The sequence below is a fragment of the Leifsonia sp. C5G2 genome (assembly GCF_013359685.1).
Classification (GTDB): domain Bacteria; phylum Actinomycetota; class Actinomycetes; order Actinomycetales; family Microbacteriaceae; genus Leifsonia.
Map to the genome: position 1 here is coordinate 72,101 of NZ_JABFMV010000010.1, position 23,266 is coordinate 95,366.

The 23,266-nt window shown below is 72.3% G+C and carries 24 protein-coding genes and 1 tRNA gene; 4 read left to right on the forward strand and 21 right to left on the reverse strand.

Annotation, left to right across the window (positions count from 1 at the left end; translation table 11 throughout):
• Positions 1–5 precede the first annotated feature (5 nt).
• Positions 6–653, reverse strand: a complete 648-nt coding sequence (locus HNO83_RS13740; protein ID WP_349627211.1) for a TetR/AcrR family transcriptional regulator — start codon at positions 651–653, stop codon at positions 6–8.
• A gap of 162 nt (positions 654–815) precedes the next feature.
• Here HNO83_RS13740 and HNO83_RS13745 point away from each other — a divergent pair, with 162 nt between their 5' ends.
• Complete coding sequence (locus HNO83_RS13745; RefSeq protein WP_115695507.1) at positions 816–1,382, forward strand: LemA family protein; 567 nt, start codon at positions 816–818, stop codon at positions 1,380–1,382.
• A 7-nt stretch (positions 1,383–1,389) separates the two neighbouring features.
• Positions 1,390–2,271, forward strand: coding sequence for a M48 family metalloprotease (locus HNO83_RS13750; protein ID WP_175338077.1), 882 nt, complete (start codon positions 1,390–1,392; stop codon positions 2,269–2,271).
• A 93-nt stretch (positions 2,272–2,364) separates the two neighbouring features.
• Here HNO83_RS13750 and HNO83_RS13755 read toward each other — a convergent pair whose 3' ends face one another.
• From HNO83_RS13755 to HNO83_RS13770, 4 genes are read right to left on the reverse strand one after another with little or no spacing between them, the layout of a single operon-like run.
• Complete coding sequence (locus HNO83_RS13755) at positions 2,365–3,678, reverse strand: D-arabinono-1,4-lactone oxidase (protein WP_175338078.1); 1,314 nt, start codon at positions 3,676–3,678, stop codon at positions 2,365–2,367.
• Positions 3,675–4,967: an amino acid deaminase/aldolase gene (locus tag HNO83_RS13760; RefSeq protein WP_175338079.1), complete on the reverse strand. Its 1,293-nt coding sequence runs from the start codon at positions 4,965–4,967 to the stop codon at positions 3,675–3,677. The genes HNO83_RS13755 and HNO83_RS13760 overlap by 4 nt, the downstream gene beginning before the upstream one ends.
• On the reverse strand, positions 4,967–6,223 hold the full coding sequence (locus tag HNO83_RS13765; protein ID WP_175338080.1) for an MFS transporter: 1,257 nt from the start codon (positions 6,221–6,223) through the stop codon (positions 4,967–4,969). The genes HNO83_RS13760 and HNO83_RS13765 overlap by 1 nt, the downstream gene beginning before the upstream one ends.
• Positions 6,220–6,879 (reverse strand): TetR/AcrR family transcriptional regulator, encoded by a 660-nt coding sequence (locus HNO83_RS13770; RefSeq protein WP_175338081.1) that lies wholly within the window; start codon positions 6,877–6,879, stop codon positions 6,220–6,222. Before HNO83_RS13770 ends, HNO83_RS13765 begins: the two co-directional genes overlap by 4 nt.
• A gap of 191 nt (positions 6,880–7,070) precedes the next feature.
• Here HNO83_RS13770 and HNO83_RS13775 point away from each other — a divergent pair, with 191 nt between their 5' ends.
• Positions 7,071–9,266, forward strand: a complete 2,196-nt coding sequence (locus tag HNO83_RS13775; protein WP_175338082.1) for an Ig-like domain-containing protein — start codon at positions 7,071–7,073, stop codon at positions 9,264–9,266.
• 13 nt (positions 9,267–9,279) lie between these two features.
• Here the strand turns inward: HNO83_RS13775 and HNO83_RS13780 are convergent, their stop codons facing one another.
• Positions 9,280–9,657 carry a YchJ family protein gene (locus HNO83_RS13780; protein WP_175338083.1) on the reverse strand — a complete coding sequence of 126 codons (378 nt, stop codon included), beginning with the start codon at positions 9,655–9,657 and terminating at the stop codon, positions 9,280–9,282.
• Between the two features lie 164 nt (positions 9,658–9,821).
• Positions 9,822–10,190: a VOC family protein gene (locus HNO83_RS13785; protein ID WP_175338084.1), complete on the reverse strand. Its 369-nt coding sequence runs from the start codon at positions 10,188–10,190 to the stop codon at positions 9,822–9,824.
• A gap of 181 nt (positions 10,191–10,371) precedes the next feature.
• Between HNO83_RS13785 and HNO83_RS13790 the strand changes: the two genes are divergently transcribed.
• Positions 10,372–10,445, forward strand: a tRNA-Leu gene (locus HNO83_RS13790).
• A gap of 16 nt (positions 10,446–10,461) precedes the next feature.
• Here the strand turns inward: HNO83_RS13790 and HNO83_RS13795 are convergent.
• The 14 genes from HNO83_RS13795 to HNO83_RS13860 form a co-directional block, all read right to left on the reverse strand.
• The gene (locus HNO83_RS13795) at positions 10,462–10,698 is read right to left on the reverse strand and encodes a PLD nuclease N-terminal domain-containing protein (RefSeq protein WP_175338085.1); all 237 of its coding nucleotides are present in this window, start codon (positions 10,696–10,698) and stop codon (positions 10,462–10,464) included.
• 137 nt (positions 10,699–10,835) lie between these two features.
• A complete protein-coding gene (locus HNO83_RS13800) occupies positions 10,836–11,174 on the reverse strand; it encodes a DUF3467 domain-containing protein (protein ID WP_175338086.1) in 339 nt (112 codons plus the stop codon).
• A gap of 230 nt (positions 11,175–11,404) precedes the next feature.
• Entirely contained in the window at positions 11,405–12,820 is a 1,416-nt protein-coding gene (locus HNO83_RS13805) for an NAD(P)/FAD-dependent oxidoreductase (RefSeq protein ID WP_175338087.1), read from the reverse strand.
• 39 nt (positions 12,821–12,859) lie between these two features.
• Positions 12,860–14,119 (reverse strand): S8 family peptidase, encoded by a 1,260-nt coding sequence (locus HNO83_RS13810; protein ID WP_175338168.1) that lies wholly within the window; start codon positions 14,117–14,119, stop codon positions 12,860–12,862.
• Between the two features lie 22 nt (positions 14,120–14,141).
• Positions 14,142–14,657 carry a DUF501 domain-containing protein gene (locus HNO83_RS13815; RefSeq protein WP_175338088.1) on the reverse strand — a complete coding sequence of 172 codons (516 nt, stop codon included), beginning with the start codon at positions 14,655–14,657 and terminating at the stop codon, positions 14,142–14,144.
• Positions 14,658–14,662: 5 nt separating this feature from the next.
• Positions 14,663–15,184, reverse strand: a complete 522-nt coding sequence (locus HNO83_RS13820) for an FtsB family cell division protein (RefSeq protein WP_175338089.1) — start codon at positions 15,182–15,184, stop codon at positions 14,663–14,665.
• 99 nt (positions 15,185–15,283) lie between these two features.
• Positions 15,284–15,529: a hypothetical protein gene (locus HNO83_RS13825; RefSeq protein ID WP_175338090.1), complete on the reverse strand. Its 246-nt coding sequence runs from the start codon at positions 15,527–15,529 to the stop codon at positions 15,284–15,286.
• Between the two features lie 96 nt (positions 15,530–15,625).
• Entirely contained in the window at positions 15,626–16,906 is a 1,281-nt protein-coding gene (gene eno / locus HNO83_RS13830; RefSeq protein WP_175338091.1) for a phosphopyruvate hydratase, read from the reverse strand.
• 113 nt (positions 16,907–17,019) lie between these two features.
• Positions 17,020–17,637 (reverse strand): DUF1349 domain-containing protein, encoded by a 618-nt coding sequence (locus tag HNO83_RS13835; RefSeq protein WP_249776732.1) that lies wholly within the window; start codon positions 17,635–17,637, stop codon positions 17,020–17,022.
• Positions 17,634–18,926 carry a histidine--tRNA ligase gene (gene hisS / locus HNO83_RS13840; RefSeq protein WP_175338092.1) on the reverse strand — a complete coding sequence of 431 codons (1,293 nt, stop codon included), beginning with the start codon at positions 18,924–18,926 and terminating at the stop codon, positions 17,634–17,636. Before hisS ends, HNO83_RS13835 begins: the two co-directional genes overlap by 4 nt.
• A gap of 344 nt (positions 18,927–19,270) precedes the next feature.
• Positions 19,271–20,080, reverse strand: a complete 810-nt coding sequence (locus HNO83_RS13845) for an ABC transporter ATP-binding protein (protein ID WP_175338093.1) — start codon at positions 20,078–20,080, stop codon at positions 19,271–19,273.
• A 1-nt stretch (position 20,081) separates the two neighbouring features.
• A complete protein-coding gene (locus HNO83_RS13850; protein ID WP_349627212.1) occupies positions 20,082–21,134 on the reverse strand; it encodes a FecCD family ABC transporter permease in 1,053 nt (350 codons plus the stop codon).
• Positions 21,131–22,198 (reverse strand): FecCD family ABC transporter permease, encoded by a 1,068-nt coding sequence (locus HNO83_RS13855; RefSeq protein WP_175338094.1) that lies wholly within the window; start codon positions 22,196–22,198, stop codon positions 21,131–21,133. The genes HNO83_RS13850 and HNO83_RS13855 overlap by 4 nt, the downstream gene beginning before the upstream one ends.
• A 7-nt stretch (positions 22,199–22,205) precedes the next feature.
• On the reverse strand, positions 22,206–23,258 hold the full coding sequence (locus HNO83_RS13860) for an iron-siderophore ABC transporter substrate-binding protein (protein ID WP_175338095.1): 1,053 nt from the start codon (positions 23,256–23,258) through the stop codon (positions 22,206–22,208).
• Positions 23,259–23,266 lie beyond the last annotated feature (8 nt).

A 23,266-nucleotide genomic window follows, 5' to 3' on the forward strand; every position in this document is an offset into this window, starting at 1 on the left:
CTGAATTATTCGCCGGGCGACGCCACTCCGTCAAGACGCGAACCGGGCTCGCCGAACAGGTGCCACTGCACCACCGGCCCGACCCGGCGGGCGAGGTCGTCGACGGGCGCCCCGGCGATCGGCTCGACGCGGAGAGCGTAGCGGGTGACCATCAGCCCGACCAGCTGGGCGGCGGCGAGCTCGGCGCGGAGGTCGGCGTCGGCCCGACCGCTCAGCGCCGCGAGCTTCGACAGCACCTCACGGGTGAGGAACTCGCGCACCATCCGGGTGCCGGGGCCGCCGCCGAGCACGGTGCGGAGGATGACGACCATCCGCCGCGCGGACTTCTCATCGTCGAGCCGTTCCAGCAGGTAGCGCACGAGCGACTCCCCCACCGCGTCCCTCGGGCCGGCGAGCACGACCTCCAGCACCCGGTCGGGTCGGAGCGGCGCCTCGAGCGTCGCCGCGAACAGGTCGGCCTTGCCGTCGAAGTAGTGGTGGACGAGGGCGGAGTCGACGCCCGCCCGCCGGGCGATCGCCCGCAGGGAGGCCGCCTCGTAGCCGCGCTCGGCGAACTCGTCGGCGGCCGCGCGCAGGATCGCCGACCGCGTCGACGCACCGCCGCGCTCCTTGCGCGGACGGCCAGGACCCCGGCGCTCTGCGACCTCGCTCACCACGCCATTGTGCACCCGGGCCGACCGCCGACCCAGCTGTCCGGGAGCGAGGCGGTTGCTTCGAGTGTGATGGGAACGCGGTGAGCGGCGGGTCCGCGAAAGCTAGGATGTGGACGGCGCACACAGCCGCCCGCCGCCCGTCACTCAAGGAGTTCTACCACCATGGAATGGCTCATTCCGGTCATCATCGTCGTCGTGATCGTGGCGATCATCGGGATCTACCTGTGGGCCACCTACAACTCCCTGGTCACGCTGAAGGTGCGGGTCGACGAGGCGTGGAGCGACATCACGGTCCAGCTGAAGCGCCGTGCCGACCTCATCCCGAACCTCATCGAGACGGTGAAGGGCTACGCGGCGCACGAGAAGGGCGTCTTCGAGTCCGTGACCAAGGCGCGTGCCGAGACGCTGTCGGCGCAGACGCCGGGCGAGGCGTCCGTGGCCGAGGGGCACATGCAGACCGCGCTGAAGAGCATCTTCGCGGTGGCGGAGGCATACCCGCAGCTGCAGGCGAGTCAGAACTTCCTCCGGTTGCAGGCCGATCTGGTCGACACCGAAGACAAGATCCAGGCGAGCCGCCGGTTCTACAACGGCGGGGTCCGGGAGTTCAACACCAAGATCAAGGTGTTCCCGAACAACCTGTTCGCCCGCCGGCTGGGCTTCACCGAGCGCGAGTTCTTCGAGGTCGACAACCTCGCCGCGATCGCCGAGCCCCCGCGCGTCCAGTTCTAGGGCTTCGATGTATCGGGCGATCGCCAGGAACAAGCGCAACACCGTCTTCATCATCCTGCTGTTTGTCGTGCTCATCGGTGCGCTCGGATGGCTGGCGGCGTACATCTACAACAGCTACACGATCCTCGTCGTCGTGATGATCGGGGCGGTGCTCTACGCCCTGTTCCAGTACTACCTGGCGAGCAGCCAGGCGCTGAGCATGTCCGGGGCCGTCCCCATCCAGAAGGCCGACAACCCCCGGCTGTGGAACATCGTGGAGAACCTCTCGATCACCACCGGGACGCCCATGCCCGCGGTCTACATCGTGAACGACCCCGCGCCGAACGCGTTCGCCACCGGCCGCGATCCGCAGCACGCGTCGGTCGCGGCGACGACCGGGCTGCTCGACATCATGACGGATGCGGAGCTCGAGGGCGTCATGGCGCACGAGCTCGGGCACGTGCGCAACTACGACATCCGGCTCGGGATGATCGTCTTCGGGCTCACCGTGGCCATCGGCTTCATCGCCGACATCTTCCTGCGGATGGCGTTCTTCGGCGGCAACCGGAACAACAACAACGGCGGCAACCCGGTCGTGCTGGTGTTCGGCCTGATCGCGGCGATCGTCGCGCCGCTGGTGGCGACCCTGGTGCAGCTGGCCGTGTCGCGCCAGCGCGAGTACCTCGCCGACGCGACCGGCGCGATGACCACCCGCCACCCGGATGCCCTGGCCAGCGCACTGCAGAAGCTGGAGGCCTACGGCCGTCCCATGCGCAAGCAGAACTCCTCCATGGCGCACCTGTGGATCAACGACCCACTGAAGCCCGGCCTGATGGCGCGCCTGTTCTCGACGCACCCGCCGATCCCGCAGCGCGTCGAGCGCCTGCACGAGATGGGCGGCTCCTTCTAGCCCCTGCCCTGCTCCGCTGAGGTGCTCGTCGTTGCGGCCGACACGCCGTACGGCGGCGCAACGACGAGCACCTCAGCGGAGGACACCCGGGAGTCAGGGGCCGAGGACGCGGCGGAGATAGGCGTTCTCGAAGCGGCGCTCGGGGTCCAGGCGGTCGCGGACGGCCAGGAACTCGTCGAAGCGGGGGTACAGGGCGCGCAGGTGCTCCGCGTCCCGGGTGTGCAGCTTGCCCCAGTGCGGGCGCCCCTCGTGCGCGACCATGATCTCCTCGACGGCCGAGAAGTACTCGCGCTGGTCCTCCCGGTAGTACCGGTGCACCGCGATGTAGCCGCTCTCCCGGCCGTACGCCGTCGACAGCCAGATGTCGTCGGCCGCCGCGCTCCGCACCTCGATCGGGAACGAGATGCGCCAGCCGCGCCGCTCGATCAGCGCTTTCACCTCGGCGAGCGCCGCCGGCACCGCCTCGCGCGGCAGGGCATACTCCTGCTCCGTGAAGCGCACCGTCCGATTGGTGACGAACACCGCCGGGGAGACGTCGGTGAAGTCCCGGTTGCCGGTCATCCGCTGCGCGAGCCGGCTGAACGGCGGGATGACGGCGGGCGCGACCGTGCCGAGAGCACAGACTCCGCGGTAGACGCCGTTGGCGAGCAGTTCGTCGTCGACCCAGCGCCCGGTCCGCGACAGCGGCTTGCGCCCGGCGGTCAGCGGCAGGCGGGTATTGGTCTTCGTCAGCGCGGTCTCCGTGTGCGGGAACCAGTAGAACTCGAAGTGGTCCTCGCGGGCCGAGCGCTCCAGGTACCCGTCGAGCGCGTCCTGGAGCGGCTCCGGCCGTTCGACCGCCTGCAGCAGGTAGGCCGGCACACACTGGAGCGTGACGTCCACGATCACGCCGAGCGCCCCGAGGCCGAGCCGGGCCGCGGGCAGCAGCTCGGCGTTCTCGGTCTCGTCGATGTGCAGCTGCTCGCCGGTCCCTGTGACCAGGGTGAGGCCGACGATCTGCGTGGCGAGGCCGCCGAACGAGCCGCCGGTGCCGTGCGTGCCGGTGGAGGTCGCTCCCGCGATCGTCTGCCGGTCGATGTCGCCCATGTTCTCCAGCGCCAGCCCGTGCGGGCGGAGCAGTCGCGGAAGCTGGTGGAGGTGCGTGCCGGCGGCGAGGGTGACGCGTCCGCGCTCCAGGTCGACGTCGAGGAGGCCGGACACGTCCTCGAGGTCGAGCTGGATGCCGGGGGCGACCGCGATGCCGGTGAAGCTGTGCCCGGCGCCGACCGCCTTGATCCGCATCCCCTTCGACGCGGCCGCCTGCACCGCGCGCTGCACCGCCTCCGCGGACGCGGGACGCTCGACGCGCTGCGGCCGCACGGCCTCGGTGCGGCCCCAGTTGCGCCACAGTCCCCCGGCCGCCGTCACAGGAACACCCTCCCGTCGCCGCGGTAGGTGGCGACCTCACCGACGACGCGGGCACGGCCGTCCACCGCGTCCACCAGGTGGAAGCCGTCGAGGTGCTCGCTCAGCTCCCCCGACTTGGTGTGCCGCAGCCAGACCCGGTCCCCGATCCGCAGGACGCTCGCCGCGGCCCCGGTGACCGGCGTCTGCACCTCGCCCGCCATCTCGCGCGCGACCATCGAGAGGCCGGTCGGCCATTCGAGGGACGGCATGCGGTCGGGCCCGGGAGGACCGGACGCGATCCAGCCGCCGCCGAGCAGCGTCGCGGTCTCGGGGTTGGGCCGCCGCACCACCGAGAGGGCGAAGGAGGCCGCCGGCGCGGGATGGAACGCCCGGTAGGTGTCGAACAGGTGCCCGCCGAAGAGCCCGCTGCCCGCGGCGATCTCGGTCACCGACGGGTCGGACGCCGTGAACTCGAGCGAGCCGGTGCCGCCGCCGTTGACGAACTCCAGGTCGGCCACGCGACGGACCGCCGCGACCGCCTCGCCGCGCCGGGAGAGCAGCTCGTCGCGGGAGTTCTTCTGCATCCAGCGCAGTGTCGCGCCCCATGCGGGCTTCCCGGGCGGGTTGTCGCCCTGCCCGGCGATCTGAGCCTCGTAGCCCATCATGCCCACCAGGGCGAAACCGGGACGCTTCGCGATCGCCTGGGCGAGCTCGCGCGCTGCGGCGACCGAGTGGATGGGCGACCGGTACACCCCGACGTGGCCGAGCACGGGCGCGAGCCACGACGAGTCGAGCTCCAGACACACCCGGACCGTCTCCCGCTCCCCCGGCGGCACGACCGCGTCGATCAGGTCGAGGTGCGCGAGCGAGTCCACCATCAGGGTCACGCGGGCGGCGAGCTCCGGCGAGCGCGCGAGCCGTGCGATGGCGGAGCGGTCGGCCGTCGGGTAGCCGACCACCACGTCCTCGATCGGCGGGTGCTCGGCGTCCCCCTCGGCGAGCCACAGCGCCTCGGGAAGCGTGTAGGCCAGCACCCCGGCATACCCCGGCAGCGCGAGCACCGCATCCAGCACCGACCGGACGCGCACCGACTTCGACGCCACCCGGATCGGCTTCCCCGGTGCCCCGGACGGCCCGGCCGCCCGCCGCAGCATGTCGGCCGCGTTGTGCCGCAGCGCCGGCAGGTGCAGCACGCCGAGCGGCGGGTCGAGCCGCGCCGTCGCGGCGGACAGCGACGGCCAGAACACGTCGGGCGTCCGCCAGGTGCGCTCAGCGGCGGCGGGAGGCGTGGACAGGTCGAGATCGGTCACTAGCGCACCGCTTTCACTCGGGCGACCGCGAGAGCACCCGCGAACGCGAACAGGGCGGAGAGGACGAACAGGCCGGCGAACCCGCCGAGCGCGGCGACGATCATCGCGCCGAACAGCGGAGCGACCGCCTGCGGCACCGCCAGGGCGATGTTCATGATGCCGAGGTCCTTCCCGCGGTTCTCCGGGTCGGGCAGCACCTGGGTGGCGAGCGCCTGGTCCACCGAGAGGAAGCAGCCGTAGCCGAGGCCGAGCAGCGCCGCCGCGACGACCGCGACGGACAGCTGCGGCACGAACGCCAGCAGCAGCGCGGCGACGCCCTGTACCGCGGAGGAGGCGAAGACGAACGCCTTGCGGCGGCCGAGCCGGTCGGACAGCCTCCCGAGCACCAGGGACGCCAAGATGACGAACACCATGTAGACGAGGATGAGGATGAGCAGGTCGTCGTCGGCGTTCGGGTCGCGCAGCCCGAACTCCAGGAAGTACAGCAGCAGCGACGTGCCGAACGCGTTCCCGAAGTTGACGAGCACGCGGCTGAGCAGCGTCCAGCCGAAGTCGGGGTGGCGGCGGGGGCTGATCCAGAGCCCCTCGACGACGCCGCGCCACGTCATCCGCTCCCGCAGCTCGCGCGGCAGCACGGCGTCGGGCAGGAACAGGAACGGCAGCACGAGCACCACGAGCAGCACGGCTATCGCGGTGTAGCCGAGCAGCGCGCCGACGAAGACGTACGTGACGAGCGCGACGCCGAGGATGATCCCGATCGCCTGCGGGGCGCTGATCCAGCCGCTGACGTAGCCGCGCTGGTCGACCGGCACCTGGTCGCTGATCGTCGCGGTGAGGGCGGCGGTGAGGATGCAGAAGCCGGTGAGCGCGAGCGACCAGAACACGCCCATCCCGACCACGCTGGTCTGCAGCCCGAGGAGCACGAGCGAGACGGCGAAGACGACCGTGCCGGCGGCGATCCACGGACGGCGCCGGCCGAAGCGGCTGGTCGTGCGGTCGGAGAGGGCGCCGGTCAGCGGGTAGGCGACGATCGCGCAGACTCCGGAGATGCCCGAGATGACGCCGAACGCGATCACGTTGTCGACCCAGTACGTGGTGTGCAGCTCGGCCTGCACCTGGTCGGGCAGGAGCTTCTGGATGGGGGCGAGCTGCGCCATCCACACCCCCAGCCAGGCGACGGCGAAGGCGGCGATCCACCGCCCGGGGACCCGGCGGACGGGTTCGGCGAAGACCGCCGGCGTGGACGTGGACGTCATCGGGCACCTGCCTCGGGGGTGTGGGCGGAGGAGCGGACGGTGGGGGTGGGCGGTTCTGGCGCGGCGAGGGCGGCCAGCGCGTCGGCTGCGACGTCCATGCTGGCGGCCGCGGCCGCGTCGTCGCGGGTGACGAGCCAGCCGAGGGTGAGCCCGTCGGTGAACGAGACCAGGATGCGCGCCACCTCGTCGACCGGACGCAGCCACTCGCTGCCGGTGAGCCGGGCCGCGTCGCGAGCGGCCTGCGCGGCCACCTCGTGATAGCGCGCGTACTGGCGGCGGGCGAGCGGCTCGAAGCCGGGGTCGCGCAGCGCCCACTGGGTGAGCTCCATCATCGCCTTCTCGCGCCCGGGGTCGGCCCGCACCCCGTCGAAGTAGTGCTGGAGGCCGGCGCGGATGGCGTCCCGCATCCCGATGTCGCCCACGTCGCCGGCGAGGGCGGGCGCCAGATCCCTCTGCTCCCCCTCCACGGCGGCCTCGATCAGCTCGGCCATCAGCTCGTCCCGCGAGTCGAAGACGTAGTGGAAGCTCGCCAGCGGCATCCCGGCCTCGGAGACGATGCGGCGTGTGGTGGCGGCGGCGACCCCGTCCCGGGCGACCACGCGGAGGGCCGCCTGCACCAGCGCGGTGCGGCGGTCTGCGACCGGGATGCGTGTCATCCGGACTCCTGGTTCTCCGGCCGCGCCTCGTCGCGCGGCGAAAGTGGGACAGTTGACCCAGATCACAGTATGCCGTAAATACCGGCGATTCGTTTGACACGCGGTAGCCCTGACCCCTGGAATGGGGTGGAATGCGGGGATATCTGAGCGACGTGTCACCACCAGTCCGGCCACGGGGGTCGATCGGACTGGTGTCGTTCGCGATCGCCGTCGCCGTCGCCTCCCTGCTGCTCAGCGCCGTCGGCCTCATCGGGGACGCCCCGCCCGCCTCCGCGACCGCGCCGCCCGGCCAGCACGCCGGCCGGATCGCCGAAGCACCCGCAGTATCCGCAGCACCCTCCTCCGCCGCACCGAACGACACCTCGACCCCGTCGGACACGCCGACCGCCACTCCGACGCCCACCCCCGTCACGCTGGACACCCTCCCGGCCGGGCTGGTCACCTCCTTCCCCCTCACCGTCTCGGGCTCCGGCACGCCCGGCGACAGGATCACGGCCTCGGCCGGGTCGTCGCCCGGCGCGCCGGAGACCTGCCAGGCGACGGTGGACGGCTCCGAGCGCTGGACGTGCGCGCTCGCGTCCCTGCCCGACGGCGAGGGAGTGGCCGTGCGCGCCGAATCCGCCTCCACCGGCAGCGCCGACAGCGGCCGCGTGAAAGTGCTGCATCCGCCCGTCATCGCGGGAGACGGCGTCGTGGCGACGGGCGGAGGCGTGCGCGGAACCGCCTTCCCGAACGCCACGGTCACCGTGACCGCGGACACCGGAGCCAGCTGCACCTTCCCCGCCGACGGGAACGGGAGCTGGGGCTGCGTGCTCACCGGCGACCTCCCGGACGGCCGCCACACGGTCACCGCCACCCAGGTGGCCCCGTTCTCCTCCCAGCGCTCCGGGACGAGCGCGCGTGTCGCGATCGATGTCGACCGCACCGCTCCGGGCGCGCCCAGCATCACGACGCCGAAGCCCGCGACCCGGGTCACCGCCGGCCGGCCGGCGGCCTTCGGCGGCGGCGGAGAGAACGGCGCGCACGTCACCCTGTACGCGACGAACGACCAGGGCACCACCGTCGTCTGCACGGCCGACGTCACCGACGGCGCGTGGGCGTGCCAGGGCACGCTCCCGGAAGGCGCATTCCGGCTCTCCGCGCTGCAGCGCGACGCCGCGGGGAACGTCAGCGCCGGCAGCAACACCGTCCCGGTCGACGGGATCGCGGCCGCGACGCCGAGTCCGACCCAGACGCCGAGCCCGACGCCCACGCCCACCGTCCCGGCCCCCGCCGCACCCGGTGCGGCACCGCCCAGCGGTCCACTGCACCCCGACACCCGCGGCTGGGTCGCGACGCCGTTCACCACGACCTCCGCACCGGTCGTCACCGCGGCCTCCCTCCCCGGATGGATGCGCGCCGCCGGCCTCGCCGTCGCCGCGCTGCTCCTGCTGGTCCTTCCGGCCCGGCTCCTGACGGCGGCGCTGGCGCGCGGCCGCGCACAGCGGGAGGCGCGACCGCGCTCCTCCCTGTTCGGCCGCAACCGGCCGCGGGCGGACGTCGCCGATGCCTCGGCGCTGTTCGGCCGCGATCGCGGAGGCGCCCGTACCGGTCCCGTCCCGACCGCGGCCGGGGCGGCGTCCGGCTCCGGCGGTCGCACTCCCGCCGGTCAGCCGCGGTGGCTGGCGCCCGTCACCCTGGCCGCCACCGCGGTGCTGGTCACCTTCTCCACTCCGCTGCCCGACGCCGGTGCGTACCTGCGCGTGCTGCTCGCGGTCGCGATCGCCGTCGCCGCCGTCAACACCGTGTGGGTGCTCGCCGGCCGCGCGCTCGCCACGCACCTGCGGCTCCCGAGCCCGCACCTGACCGTCCGGCCGGGCCTGCTCGCGGTCGTCGCCGTGGCGGCGGTCGGCTCACGCCTGCTGGGCCTCACCCCTGCGCTGCTGTTCGCCATGGTTCTCGCGGTGACGGTCGGCCCGCACGCCGGGCGCGTCCGCCGCGGCCGGGTCGCCGCCGTGCAGATCTCGGCGGTTGCGGCGCTCGGCGTGCTCGCCTGGCTCGCCGTCGGCGTCCTGCCCGCCCCGACCGGATGGTTCAGCGCCCTCCTGGTGGAGCTCGTCAACGCGCTGACCCTGGTCGGCATCGGCTCCGCCGCGGTCCTGCTGCTGCCGGTGGGGGGTCTGGCCGGGCGCGCCGTCGCCCAGTGGTCGCGGTGGCTCTGGGGCGGGCTGAGCCTCGTCGTCTACACCGTGCTGTTCGCGCTGCTGCTGCCCGTGGCATCTCTCGTCGAGCGCGGGGTCGGCGTCGTCGTCATCGTCGGTGTCGCCGCCGGCTTCGCCGCCGCGAGCGTGGCGTTCTGGCTGTGGGAGCGCTACGTCGCCCCCGCGATCGACCGCAGTCTGCGCTAGAGCGCGGACGCGGTCAGGGCGCCGTCAGGGCGTCGAGATAGAACCAGTCGCGTCCCTCGCGCACGAACCGGGACACCTCGTGCACGCTGCCCCGCTCCGACCCCTTGTAGTACGCCGTGAACGCGACGACGCCGTCCCGGTCGAAGGGTCCGCCGCGCTCGGCGTGCTCGATGTCGAGCCGGTACCAGGTCAGGCCGGGGTCGAGCTCCAGCGCGGACGGCCGGGTGGACGGGTGCCAGCTGCGCAGCAGGTAGCCTGCGTCGCCGAGGGCGAACGCCGAGAAGCGCGAGCGCATCAGGCGCTCCGCGGTGGGGGCCGGCTCGCCGCGGTGCAGCGGCCCGCAGCAGGCGTCATACGTCTCGCCGCTGAGGCACGGGCACCGGGAGGTCACCCGCCGAGCCTACGTGAAGATCCGGCCGGCACCCGCGTCGGGGGATCCCGGGCACCGGCCGGATCGGGGGACACCTCACCAGAAAGGGTGCCGCGACCAGTGTCGGGGGTCAGGTTGGGGAACGACTTGGGATGAGATGTACGTCCTCGCAGACACGCCGCCGGTCAGGCCGGGGCCGCCTCCTCCCCCGCGTCCACGACGCAGAAGCGGTTGCCGTCCGGGTCGGCGAGGACCACGTAATCGGCGCCCTCCTCGTACTCCCAGTCGACCGGCGCCGCGCCGAGCCCGACGAGACGCGCCACCTCGGCCTCCCGGTCGGAGGCGTACAGGTCGAGGTGGTGACGGGGGCTCGGGTTGGCCTCGCTGCCCACCAGTTTGAGGGCGAGCTGCGGCCCGTGGCCGCTCGCGGGCTCGAGCAGGGTCCAGTCCACATCCGGCTCCCGCTGCGGGCGGTAGCCGAGTGCCTCGGTCCAGAACTCCAGTGCACGCGGGATGTCGCGCACACCCCAGACGATCGATCCGATCCTGATCATCGCCCCACCCTCCGCCCCTCAGCGCTCCGGGGCAAGGGGAGGCTGTAGTGTTGTGCGCATGGAAGGTCTGCTCATCGGATTCATCTGGCTCGTGGTCATCGTCGGTGGCGGCATCGCCACGGCCGCCATCGTCCAGCTGATCAAGGCGCCGTACCGCAACCGCTGAGGCGCCGCGCGACTCGCCCCCATAGCCCAATCGGTAGAGGCAGGCGACTTAAACTCGCCCGAGTGTGGGTTCGAGTCCCACTGGGGGTACTTCGAAGGTCGTCGGTCAGGCGTCGCCGTGGAGGCGGTCCGTTCCCGCGCCCCTGATTCTTCGGCGGCCGAGGGCGAACCACAGGATCGGGCCGACCAAGGGCACGAGCGTCACGACGGCGATCCAGCCGATCGTGGGGCCGGCCTCGGACTTGCTCTGCGCTATCTGCACGAGAGCGACGATCCAGAGCACCAGCGGCACCAGCCAGACCATCAGGATGAGGACGTGCCATCCGGCGAGACCTGAGAACATGCGTCGAGCCTACCCGCAGGGCGGCACCCGGTCCGCGCCGCGCGGCGACTGCGGTCCTACGGAACGTCTGCGGCCGCTCGAACGGGCACAGTCGTTCCGTAGGACCGCGGTCGCCGCTTCGCGGGCGGTTGGCGGCGTCAGCCGGTCGGGCCGGCCGGGCCGTCGAAGAAGGGGGCCGAGGGCGGGCGCTGGCCGGTCTCCTGCTCCCACTGCTCCAGCTGCTGGGTGAGCGCCTTCGCCAGTTCGAACACCTGCTGCGGCGGGATGCGGATCCTGCTCACCACCTGACCGTTGAGGAGCATCTGCGGCTGGCCTGCATCGCCGACGTTCACGCTCGGCGGCTGCGACATGGCGACGAAGTCGATCACGAAGATGTTCGGCGTGTGCCAGATGCTCGCGAAGTCCGCGTACCTGCCCGGCGCCACCTCCGGCGGGAGGTCGATGGAGTAGGTCTGCTCGACCGGTTCGTCCGTCACGATGGTCCTTCCTGTCGGGTCCGGTCATCGTAGTACGCCGTCCCGAACACCCGCGGGACACCGTCCGGAGCCGTCCCGCATAGCTTCCGTCGGAGTCTCAGCCGTGTGTCGATCGAATCTCCGGCAGGAGGCAGACCGGACGGAGATTCGAACGTTCGAGCGCTGCTCTACACCGGCCCAGGACGCACGAAAGCCCGGTCCCAACAGGACCGGGCCCTCGCATGCGGACGTTACTTCGCGGTGACCTCCGCCGGCTGCTTCGCCGGGTCGGCCTTCTTGCGAGTGGTCGGCTTCTTCGCGGGCTCCTCCGGAGCGGCCTCGACGGCCGGCTTCGGACGGGCGGCGAACTCCTCGAACCCGGCACGCGGGTGCTGGAGCGCCGCGAGCGACACGATGTCGCGACCGAGCCACACGTTGTTCCACCAGCCCCACAGCACGCGCCACTTGCGCTCCCAGGTCGGCATGGCCAGACCGTGGTAGCCGCGGTGCGCGACCCAGCCGAGGAAGCCCTTCACGGCGAGCTTGCCGGACTGCAGCACGCCGATGCCGACGCCGAGGCCCGCGACCGCGCCGAGGCTCTTGTGGTAGTACTGGCGCGGCAGCTCGCCGCGCAGCGAGGCGACGATGTTCTTCGCCATCAGCTTGCCCTGGCGCACGGCGTGCTGTGCGTTGGGGACGCAGTAGCCGCCGACGCCCGCACCCGTGAGGTCCGGGACTGCGGAGACGTCGCCGGCGCCCCAGGCGCCCTCGATGATCTCGTCCTCGGTGCCGACCCGGAGGTCGGCGCGCACGCGGAGGCGGCCGCGCTCCTCGATCGGGAGGTCGGTGTGACGCACCACGGTCGGGTTCGCCATGACGCCGGCGGTCCAGACGATCAGGTCGGTCTCGAACGTCTCACCGGTGGAGAGCTGGATGACGCCGTCGACGGCGCTCTGCAGCTGGGTGTCGAGGTGGATCTGCGCGCCGCGCTCCGCCAGGTTCTTGATCACCCAGTGGCTGGTCGGGAGCGACACCTCCGGCATGATCCGGCCCATGGCCTCGATCAGGTGGAAGTGGGTGTCCTCGAAGGCGATCTCCGGGTAGCGCTTCAGCAGAGCACTCGCGAACGAGCGGAGCTCCGCGAAGATCTCGATGCCGGCGAAGCCGCCGCCGACGACCACGACGGTCAGCAGGCGGTCGCGCTCCGGCCCCGGGGGGAGGCCCGCGGCCTTGTCGAAGTTGGTGAGGAGGGTGTCGCGGATGTACACGGCCTCCTCGATGTTCTTGAGGCCGACGGCCTGATCGGCGACGCCCGGGATCGGGAACGTGCGCGACACGGCGCCGGCGGTGACCACGACGATGTCGTACTCGAACTCGTACGCCTCGCCGACCGGCGGCTGGATGGTGGCCACCTTGCGGGCGTGGTCCACATACGTGACCTTCCCGGTGATGATGTTGGTGGTCTTGAGGTGACGACGGTGCGCGACCACCGCGTGACGCGGCTCGATGGAGCCGGCCGCGACCTCCGGGAGGAACGGCTGGTACGTCATGTACGGCAGGGGGTCGACCATGGTGACCTCGGCCTCGCCCGGACGGAGCTGCTTCTCGAGCTTCCACGCGGTGTAGAAGCCGGCGTATCCGCCGCCGACGATCAGGATTTTGGGCACAGTGATGCGTCTCCTCTAACCGATAAGTTTGGGCTTACATTACTCCTTGCTCCGCGTTCGCCTGAAATGCGACCACGCGCCGACGCCGCCGAGGGCGGCGAGGGCGAGGAAGCCGGCGATCAGGACGAACGGAAGCCAGAAAGCGGTAAGGACGCTCCATTGCGGCCAAAAGAACCGGTTCCATGGTAGCGCGCGCTCGGGGGCGAGTTTCGCCGGGACCGGTTCCGCCTGCGCGTTTCCGCCGCCCGGCGCGGCAGTCGGAGCCTCCGCGCGGCGGTGGACGCGGATCCACTCCCCCAGGTCGCCCATCGGATTCGCGGTCACGTGCGGCACGTCGGCGGTGACTGCGGCGGCGGCGTCGAGCAGTCCGAACCCGTAGATCGGGCTCGGGACGGCGCCGCCCGCGGGGCGTGCCGTGCGGACGATGCGCTCGATCACATCCGGAGCCTTGAGTTCGGGATGCGCGGCGCGCACCAGGGCGACGGCTCCCGACACCAGCGGGGCAGCCCCGCTGGTGCCCGCCCACTGGACGTACCCGCCGCCGGGGTTCGCTCCCACCAGCTGCTCGCTCGGAGCCGAGACGCCGATGGTGATGCCCTGCGCGGAGGCGTCGAAGCTGGCGGTGCCCTGCCGGTCGACGCCGGCCACCGTGAGCACGCCCGGGATGGTGGCCGGTGCGCCGACCTCGCTCGTGCCGCTGCCGCGGTTGCCGGCCGCCGCGACGACCACGACGTCGTGGGCGAACGCGTACTGGAACGCTTCGTCCCAGCTGGGCGGCCAGTCGAGCGTGTTCCGGGTGAGCGACATGTTGATCACGGAGGCGCCGTTGTCCACCGCCCAGCGCACCGCCTCCGCGATCTGGTCGTCGCTGGAGACCGGGCCCATCGCCTTGCCCAGCGCCGCGGACACCGCCAGGACGCTCGCCTCCGGCGCCGCGCCCAGCACCCCGTTTCCGGCGCTCGTGCCGCGGCCGGCGAGCAGCGACGCCACCCAGGTGCCGTGGTTGGCGCTCTCCGCGTCGCCGAGCGGCTTCTGGCCGGACGCCGCACCGACACCGCTGACGTCCGTGCCGCCGACCACGGCCCCCGCCAGGTCGGGCACGGAGCCGTCGACGCCCGTGTCGATGACGGCGACCTTGACGCCGGCGCCGCGTGTGGTGTCCCAGGCCCGCGTGAAGCCGTAGTCCTTCAGCCAGTACTCCATGTCGCGCACCTGGTCGGCGCGCGCCGCCGTGGCCGGGACGAGCGCGACGCCGAGCCCGAGCACGACGGCACCCGCCGCCGCGACCAGCCGCCGCATCCGCTCCCCCACTGTCGCGCTCCTACCCGGCGACGTCGATGCGGCACTCGCACACCGCGGGCGACCAGTCGCCGCGGGCGAGGGCCAGGTCGCCGATCGGATTGACGCCGGGTCCGGCGGCGAGAGCGTGGGCGGCGAGGGCGTGCAGGCACTTCACGCGCGACGGCATGCCGCCGGCGGAGATGCCGTGGAGCTCGTCGACGACGGCGATCGACTCGCGGTCGGCGAGGTACTGCTCGTGCGCCGCGCGGTACTGTGCGGCGACCTCGTCGTCCTCGCCGAGCAGCTCGTTGTACTCCGCCATCACCTGGGTCGCCTCGAGGGCGGACATGGCGGCGGTGGCGGCGGGATGCGTCAGGTAGTAGAACGTCGGGAACGGCGTCCCATCGCTCAGCCGCGGGGCGGTGGAGACGACGGTCGGCCGGCCGCACACGCAGCGCGCGGCGATGCCGACGACGTCGCGCGCGGGGCGTCCGAGCTGCTCGGAGACGACCGCGATGTCCTCGTCGGTCACGGGGTCGAACGGGGGTCTGGTCATGCGGGCTACTTCTTCGGGGTGGAGGTCGTGGTCGGGGTGGGCGCGGGCGTGCCGCTCAGCTGCTGGGGCGTCGCCTCGGTCAGCCCGGCGCCCATGAAGGAGCCGAACAGCGAGCCCACCCAATCGGTCTGGGTCTTCTGCAGCTTGGAGGTGACCGGGCCCTCGTCCTTGACCGCGGCCGGCGGGCGGTCGTCGATCACCAGGTAGCTGACTTCGCCGGGCATCACGTAGTAGAGCCGGTCGCGGGCCTGGGCGCGGAGGTAGCTCGGGTCGTTCCAACGCGCGCGCTGATCCTTGAGGGTGTCGACCTGAGCGGCCAGCCGGTCGACGGCGTGCTGCTGGTCGGATATCTGCTGCCGCTGCACGAGGAACGCCTGGATCGTCGGGGCGAGGATGACGACGGCGAGCACCAGCACGCCCATCATCACGAGCGAGAACGCCGAGAAGTGCAGCTGCCGGAGCCAGCGGCCCGAGCCGCTCGGGCGGGGCATGCGCACCGGGACGCGGCGCGTGCGCGGCTTCGGCATGGCCCTCCCCGGTCGGTGGTTCCTGGGCCGGTCGGCCCCCTCTCATCGTAGGCGATGACGGTGTGCGGGCCGGAGGCACGGCGGGGTGTCGGGATGCGCTCAGCCGGCGGTCAGGAGCGCCACCAGCCGCACGACGCCGAGCGCGGCGAGGGCCGCCCCGCCGATGGCGAACACGGCCCCGAGCGCGCGGGCGTCACGTGGCCGGAAGCGCCGTCGCGCCTCCGCGTCGGCGAAGAACGCGGCGGCGCTGCCCGGGCGGAGCAGCAGGAACAGCCCGAGCAGGCCGAACAGCGCCGCCAGCACCACGAACAGCACCAGCGGCACGACCTCCGACTCCGTCCGCATCCCTGCACCCTACCGGCCCGGCCATCCGCCGAACGGTGACTCTTCGCGGTTATCCCGGCCGAGTGGTGACATCTCGTCACCACTCGGCGGCGGGGGTTACGCGGTGAAGCGCGGGAAGGCGCTGCGGCCGGCGTAGACCGCGGCGTCGCCCAGCTCCTCCTCGATGCGGAGCAGCTGGTTGTACTTGGCGACGCGCTCCGAGCGTGCCGGGGCGCCGGTCTTGATCTGGCCGGCGTTGGTGGCGACGGCGAGGTCCGCGATGGTGGTGTCCTCGGTCTCGCCCGAGCGGTGCGAGAGCACGGCCGTCATGCCGCTGCGCTGCGCGAGCGACACGGCGTCGAGCGTCTCGGTCAGGGTGCCGATCTGGTTGACCTTGACCAGGATGCTGTTCGCGGCGTGCTTGGCGATGCCGTCGGCGAGGCGCTTCGGGTTGGTGACGAACAGGTCGTCGCCGACGAGCTGCAGCGTGCTGCCGAGCTCGGCGGTCAGGTGCGCCCAGCCCTCCCAGTCGTCCTCGGCCAGCGGGTCCTCGATGGAGACCAGCGGGTAGTTCGCGGCGAGCTCCAGGTAGTAGGCGCTCATCTCGGCGGCGGTGCGCTCCTGGCCCTCGAAGCGGTAGACGCCGTTCTCGAAGAACTCGGTGGAGGCGACGTCGAGGCCGAGCGCGATGTCGCGCCCGACGGTGAAGCCGGCCTTCTCGATGGCCTCGGAGATGAGGTCGAGGGCCGCGCGGTTGTTCTCGAGCTCGGGAGCGAAGCCGCCCTCGTCGCCGAGGCCGGTGTTGAGGCCCTTGGACTTCAGCAGCGCCTTGAGCGAGTGGTAGGTCTCGACTCCCCAGCGGAGGCCCTCGGAGTAGGTCTCGGCGCCGAGCGGCAGGACCATGAACTCCTGGATGTCGACGCCGGTGTCGGCGTGCGCGCCGCCGTTGATGATGTTCATCATCGGGACGGGCAGGATGTGCGCGTTGGGGCCGCCGACGTAGCGGAACAGCGGCAGGTCGGCCGAGTCGGCCGCCGCCTTGGCCACGGCGAGGCTCACGCCGAGGATGGCGTTCGCGCCGACGCGCTTCTTGTTGTCGGTGCCGTCGAGCTCGATCAGGGCCTCGTCGACGAGGCGCTGGTCGGAGGCCTCGAAGCCCTCGATGGCCGGGCCGAGCTCGTCGAGCACGGCGTCGACGGCCTTCAGCACGCCCTTGCCGAGGTAGCGCTCCTTGTCGCCGTCGCGCAGCTCGTAGGCCTCGAATGCGCCGGTGGAGGCGCCGGACGGGACCGCGGCACGGCTGACCGTGCCGTCCTCCAGCAGGACCTCGACCTCGACGGTCGGGTTACCGCGCGAGTCCAAGATCTCGCGAGCGCCTACAGCTTCGATTGCAGCCACAACTGTCTCCTTGCGTGGTTTTCGTGGGATTCCGAGGCCAGTCTAGTGAGGACCCGCTCGGCCGGACCGCCGTGGCCGGATGCTTGCGGCGAATGGCGCGGTCAGCGGTGCGGTCAATGGAGCGCCGCGTCGGCGCGGCCGATGGTCCACGAGGCGAAGCGGACCGTGAGCCCGGCGCGGGTCGGGGCGCAGACGAAGGGGCCGGCCTCCGCCCGCGCCTCGGGGTCGAGATGGGCGACGCGGACGAGGCGGAAGGGGTCGTCACCGGAGCGGGCGCGGACCGTGACCGCATCGCCCGCCCGGCTCAGACGGACGGTGATGCTGGCGCCCGCCCATTCCGGAACGGGGGCGACCGACCAGTCGGAGAAGCGGTGGGTGACCACGGCGCCGAGCTGGAGGGCGCCGTCGGCGAACTCGACGCCTGCCTTGATCCACTCCTCGTCGGAGACGCGGACGAAGGCGCCCGCCTGGTCGAACTCCGACACGAAGTCGCCGGTGAACGTGACCTCCATCGCGGCGTCGACCGGGAACGGGGCGACGAGGGCGTGCTCCGTGTCGTGGACGAAGCCGTACGCGGTCGTGCGCCAGGCGTCGCTCGACTCGACCGCGGTCACGAGGAGGGCGTCACCGTCGGTCGCCACGGCGGCCGGAGACGTGGTCCAGCGTCCGTCGGCCCAGTCGATGCGTCGCATGGCGAGCGGGCTGTCGGCCGCCCCGCCCTCCGAGCTCATGCCAGCGGCTTCAGCTCGAGGGCGGAGGCGTCGGCCGTGTCGGCGTTGACGAACGCGAACGAGCGGAACCCGGCGGCGGCCGCGCGGTCGAGCACCGCCTTCAGGTTCTTGGCGCGGCGGTCGAGCCGCACGCGCGAACCCGAGGCGATCAGCTCCGACTTGATGGCCACGAGGCGGTCGAGGGGGACGGACGGGTCGTACACCAGCACCACCGACTCCTCCCCCGCATCGTCCGGCAGCTCGATGAGGTCGACCACGCGCTCGAAGCCGATCGAGAAGCCGGCCGCGGGCACGTCGGTGCCGAGGAAGCGTCCGATCATGCCGTCGTAGCGGCCGCCCCCGCCGACCGAGCTGCCGGAGCCGGGGTGCGAGATCTCGAAGATGGTGCCGGTGTAGTAGCCCATTCCGCGCACGAGGGTCGGGTCGAACCGCAGGCTGACGCCGGGCGGGAGGGTGTCGAGCGCGTGGGCGAGCGCCTCCAGGTCGGCGACCGCGTCGGTGTCCATGCCCTCCGGCAGGATGCCCGTGATCGCCTCGACTGTGAGCTCGACGCCGCCCTGGGCCAGGTGCGGCTCGAGCTCGGCGAGGATGCCGCCCAGCACGGCCGCCGCGTCGGCGCCGCCCTCTGCCAGTTCGGCCACGACGCCCTCCGTGCCGATCTTGTCGAGCTTGTCGATCGAGATGAGCACCTGCGGCCAGCGCGCCTCGGCGAAGCCGCAGTACTCGAGCAGCCCGTTGAGGATGCGGCGGTCGTTGATGCGGATCGTGCAGTCGGTCAGCCCGAGCGCCTCCAGGGCTGCCGCTGTCGCCGTGATGAGCTCCACCTCGGCGAGCTGCGACGGCTCGCCGATGATGTCGATGTCGCACTGCACGAACTGGCGGTACCGCCCCTTCTGCGGCCGCTCCGCCCGCCACACCGGCGCGATCTGGATGCTGCGGAACACCGGAGGCAGCTCACCCCGGTGCGAGGCGTAGAAACGCGCGAGCGGCACGGTGAGGTCGAACCGCAGCCCGAGGTCGGAGAGGGTCAGCAGGTCGCCGGACTCCATCGCGCCGGAAAGGTCGTCGGCGTCGAGACCGCGCTTCAGGATGCTGAACGACAGCTTCTCGTTGTCGCCGCCGAGTCCGGAGTGCAGGCGCTCCACGTCTTCCACCACGGGCGTCTCGATCTCGTCGAAACCGTGCGCCGCGAAGCTGCGTCGGATCACCCCGAGGGCATGCTCGCGACGGGCCTTCTCGGCGGGAAGGAAGTCGCGCATGCCACGGGGCGGGGTGATCGGTGAGGCCATGCGTCGATTCTTCCATGAGGCGCGTCGCCGCCGCCTCGCGCCCTCGGAAGCTGTGGAGAAGTCGTTCGATGCCCGGTCTGTGGGCACGTCCCCGGGGTATGGTGCCCGGCCGGCCCCTGCGCGTATCCTGGCCGGGTTGCCACCCTCATAGCCGCGCCGGCCAGCGCGGCCCGGTGGTGTCCCGCAGGAGGACCTGGCATGAGTCGCATCCGTCCGACCACGGCGCTTGCTCGCTGCCAGACACGGGCCGACAACGCGTCCGCCGGGAACCAGGAGAGCGTCGCCGCGAGGCGCCGTCTCACCCGAATGGCGAACTGAACCCACGCGGACGCGCTGCCGGCCACCTACGCGGTGTGATGCCTCCCCATCGGCACCACCAGCGGCGTGCCCGTCACCGGATCCGCCGCGACCACCGACTCCACCCCGAAGACCTCGCGCACCAGCTCCGCCGTCACGACCGCGGAGGGCTCCCCCGCCGCGGCCACCGCTCCGGCGCGCATCGCGACCAGGTGGCCCGCGTACCGGGCCGCCAGGTTCAGGTCGTGCAGCACCATCACCACGGTCGTGCCGCGAGCCGCGTTCAGATCGAGCAGGAGGTCGAGCACGTCGAGCTGGTGGCTGAGGTCGAGGAAGGTCGTCGGCTCGTCGAGCAGCAGGATCTCGGTGCGCTGGGCGAGCGCCATCGCGATCCACACCCGCTGCCGCTGACCCCCGGAGAGCTCGTCGACCGGCCGCTCGGCCAGGTCGCCGATCCCGGTCGCGGTCATCGCCTCGGCGACCGCCTCGTCGTCGTCCGCCGTCCAGCGCCGGAACCAGCCCTGGTGCGGGTAGCGGCCGCGCGAGACCAGGTCGGCGACGGTGATGCCGTCGGGCGCCGTCGGCGTCTGCGGCAGCAGGCCGAGCCGTTGCGCCACCTGCTTGGTGGGCAGCGAGTGGATGTCGGCCCCGTCGAGCAGCACGGACCCGGCGGCCGGTGCCATCAGCCGGGAGAGCCCCCGCAACAGGGTCGACTTGCCGCAGGCGTTCGGCCCGACGATGGCCGTGACCGCTCCGGCCGGGATCTCGAGGTCGAGACCGTCGACCACCGTCCTGCCCTCATAGGCGAGCGAGAGGCCGCGGGCGGTGAGCTCCGCGGGCGCTGGTTCGGGTGTCATGTCAGCCTCCACGACCGATGCGGTTGGTCCTGGCGAGCAGCCAGAGCAGGTAGGGCGCGCCGACGATGCCGGTGACGACGCCGACGGGCAGCGAGACGCCCGGGATCGCGAACTGCGCCGCGATGTCTGAGACGACGAGGATGAGCGCGCCGAGCAGGGCCGAGGGCACCAGCGCGAGCGATCCCCGGCCGAGCAGCCCGCGGGCGATCGGGGCCGCCAGGAACGCGACGAACGAGACGGGACCGGCGAGCGCCACCGCGATGGCGGCGAGCGCCACGGCGACCGCGACGACGAGCAGCCGCGTCCGCTCCGGCCGCACGCCGAGACCTGCGGCGAGGTCGTCGCCGAGGGACAGCGTCCCGAGCGGCCGTCCGACCGCGAGCGCGCTCGGCAGCAGCACGACGGTGCCGACGGCGAGCACCGCGAGGGCCGCGGGGTCGACGCTGTTCAGGCTCCCGGTCAGCCAGACCAGCGCCTGCTGGACGTCGGTGATGTCGGCGCGCGTCAGCACGTACGAGACGATGCCGCCGCAGAACGCGGCGATCCCGATCCCGATCAGCACGAACCGGTAGCCGCTCACCCCCCGGCGCCAGGCGAGGAGGTAGATCAGCGCGGCCGCCGCCAGGGTGCCGGTCAGCACGACCCCGGAGAGCGCGAGCCCGGTCAGGCCGAACCACACCAGCGCGATCGAGCCGGTCGCGCTCGCCGCCGCCGTGATGCCGATGATGTCGGGGCTCGCCAGCGGGTTGCGGGCCATCGACTGGATGAGCGCCCCCGACATCCCGAGGCACGCCCCCACCAGCGCGCCGGCCACGAGACGCGGGAGCCGCAGCTCCAGGATGACGAACGACGTCAGCCGGTCGGCTCGCCCGACGAGCGCGGCGAGCACGTCCGCCGGGGCGACCCCGGCCGCGCCGAGCGTCAGAGAGACGGCGCCGACCGCGATCAGGAGCACGGAGAGCACGAGCGACACGCGGAGGGCGCGGCGACGGCCGTGGCGGCGGTCGCGCAGCACGGCGGCGACCGCCGTCTGCTGCGGGGAGCTCGCGGTCACAGGCCCACCGTCCTCCGCCGTCGCACGAGGGCGATGAACACGGGTGCGCCGACGAATGCCAGCACGACGCCGACCTGCAGCTCCCCGGGCGGCGCGACGACACGGCCGACGATGTCGCACGCCAGCAGCAGCGCGGGCGCGACGATGGCCGAGTACGCCAGGATCCAGCGGTAGTCGGCGCCGACGACGCGGCGGCCGATGTGCGGCACGATCAGGCCCAGGAAGGCGATCGGGCCGACGGCCGCGGTCGCCGATCCGCACAGCAGCACGATGGCGACGCCGCAGAGCACCCGGGTCAGCCCGACGCGCTGGCCGAGGCCGCGCGCGACGTCGTCCCCGAGAGCGAGGCCGTTGAGCAGGCGGCCGAGCGCGAGTGCGAGGACGGCCCCGAGGGCCAGCGTCGGCAGCACCTGCACGAGGATGCCGAACCCGCGCCCGGCGAGGGAGCCGACCTGCCAGAACCGCATCGCATCGAGCGACACCTGGCTGGTGAGCTGCACGGCGGTGATGAGCGAGCCGAGCGCGGCCGACACCGCGGCTCCCGCGATCGCCAGCTTGACCGGGGTCGCGCCCTCCCGGCCGAGCGACGAGACCGCGTAGACCAGCGCCGACGCGAGGGCCGCGCCCGCGAACGCGAACCAGAGGTAGCCCGTCGGCGCCGTCACGCCGAGGAACGCGATCGCGACGACGACCGCGAGCGACGCGCCGAAGTTGACGCCGAGGATGCCGGGGTCGGCCAGCGGATTGCGCGACAGCCCCTGCATGACCGTGCCCGCCAGCCCGAGCCCGAGGCCGACCGCGATCCCGAGCAGGGTGCGCGGGAGCCGGCTGTCGACGACGACCAGGGCGTCCGCATCCGACCGCGAGTAGTGCAGCAGGGCGTGCAGCACGTCGGCCGGGGCGATGGTGCGCGCCCCGACCATCAGGCTCAGGACGGAGACGGCGACGAGGACGGCGGCCGCGCCCAGGAACCCGAGGAACAGACGCCGGCGTCGCCGGGCGAGCGGGGGCGCTGTGACGCTCCCCGCCCGTCCGGCGTGCGGTGTGACGGTGCTCGCGGGCATCCTCGCGCTACTGGACCTTGTCGGCGGCCTCGGCCAGCTGCGGCACGAAGCGGTCGAGCATCCACGGGATGCTCAGCACGCTCGGCGCGCTGGTGGCGGCGACGAAGGACTGGCCGACGAGCGGGGCGAACCGGCCCTCCTTGATCGTCGGCATCGCCGCGACGAGCGGGTCGGAGGTGAACGCGTCCACCGCCGCCTGGTTCTCGAAGTACATGACCAGCAGGTCGGTGTCGATCTTGGACAGGTTCTCGTAGCTCAACTGGTAGAAGAAGCTGCCGTCGCCCTTCGACCCGTCGAGGCCGTCGATGCTCGGGGAGTTCTTCAGCCCCAGGTCGTTCAGCAGCTGCACGCGCGGGTCGTCGGCGCGGTAGACGTTCAGCTTGCCCGGCTCGTTGGCCGCGGCGTAGAAGAACGTCTTGTCCTTGAGGACCGGGTACTTGCCCGCGAGCGAGGTGATCTCGTCCTCGGTCTTGGTGACGAGCGCGTCGGCCTCCTTCGTCATCCCGAGCGCCTTGCCGACGATGGCGGTCTGGTCGCGCCAGCTGGTCGACCACGGCTTCTCGGGGTAGGCGACGACCGGGGCGATCTTGCTGAGCTTCGCGAACTCGTCCTTCGTCAGGCCCGAGTAGGGCGCGAGGATGACGTCGGGCTTCGCCGCGACGAACTGCTCGAACGGCACGTCGCCGCTGGCGTCCAGGAGCTCCGGCGTCGTGCCCTTGAGCTCCTGGATGCGGTCCTTGTCCCAGGGCAGCAGCCCCTTCGAGTCGCCGCCGTAGGTGAACTTCGGCATGGCGACCGGGACGATGCCGAGCGCCAGCACGATATCCTGCGCGCCCCAGCCCCACGTCGCGATGCGCTTCGGCTTCTCGTCGATCGTCGTCGAGCCGAGTGCGCTCGTGACCGTCACGGGGAAGGCACCGGAGCCGTCGCTCGCGGTGCCGCCGGAGCCTGCTGCGCCGGCGGAGCAGCCGCTGAGGGCGAGGGCGGCGGTGGCGACGACCGCGGAGGCGATCAGGGCGATGCGCGACCGGCGTCGGGCGGGGCGTCGGGCAGGGAGCATGGTTCTCC

Bases quoted from the DNA above. Each gene is read 5' to 3' on its own strand.
- HNO83_RS13835 (WP_249776732.1), bottom strand. From the start codon at position 17,637: ATGAGCTCGGAGGGCGGGGCGGCCGACAGCCCGCTCGCCATGCGACGC.
- HNO83_RS13815 (WP_175338088.1), bottom strand. From the start codon at position 14,657: ATGACCAGACCCCCGTTCGACCCCGTGACCGACGAGGACATCGCGGTC.
- HNO83_RS13770 (WP_175338081.1), bottom strand. From the start codon at position 6,879: ATGACACGCATCCCGGTCGCAGACCGCCGCACCGCGCTGGTGCAGGCG.
- HNO83_RS13845 (WP_175338093.1), bottom strand. From the start codon at position 20,080: ATGACACCCGAACCAGCGCCCGCGGAGCTCACCGCCCGCGGCCTCTCG.
- hisS (WP_175338092.1), bottom strand. From the start codon at position 18,926: ATGGCCTCACCGATCACCCCGCCCCGTGGCATGCGCGACTTCCTTCCC.
- HNO83_RS13765 (WP_175338080.1), bottom strand. From the start codon at position 6,223: ATGACGTCCACGTCCACGCCGGCGGTCTTCGCCGAACCCGTCCGCCGG.
- HNO83_RS13810 (WP_175338168.1), bottom strand. From the start codon at position 14,119: ATGCGGCGGCTGGTCGCGGCGGCGGGTGCCGTCGTGCTCGGGCTCGGC.
- HNO83_RS13820 (WP_175338089.1), bottom strand. From the start codon at position 15,184: ATGCCGAAGCCGCGCACGCGCCGCGTCCCGGTGCGCATGCCCCGCCCG.
- HNO83_RS13855 (WP_175338094.1), bottom strand. From the start codon at position 22,198: ATGCCCGCGAGCACCGTCACACCGCACGCCGGACGGGCGGGGAGCGTC.
- HNO83_RS13825 (WP_175338090.1), bottom strand. From the start codon at position 15,529: ATGCGGACGGAGTCGGAGGTCGTGCCGCTGGTGCTGTTCGTGGTGCTG.
- HNO83_RS13785 (WP_175338084.1), bottom strand. From the start codon at position 10,190: ATGATCAGGATCGGATCGATCGTCTGGGGTGTGCGCGACATCCCGCGT.
- HNO83_RS13745 (WP_115695507.1), top strand. From the start codon at position 816: ATGGAATGGCTCATTCCGGTCATCATCGTCGTCGTGATCGTGGCGATC.
- HNO83_RS13860 (WP_175338095.1), bottom strand. From the start codon at position 23,258: ATGCTCCCTGCCCGACGCCCCGCCCGACGCCGGTCGCGCATCGCCCTG.
- HNO83_RS13750 (WP_175338077.1), top strand. From the start codon at position 1,390: ATGTATCGGGCGATCGCCAGGAACAAGCGCAACACCGTCTTCATCATC.
- HNO83_RS13795 (WP_175338085.1), bottom strand. From the start codon at position 10,698: ATGTTCTCAGGTCTCGCCGGATGGCACGTCCTCATCCTGATGGTCTGG.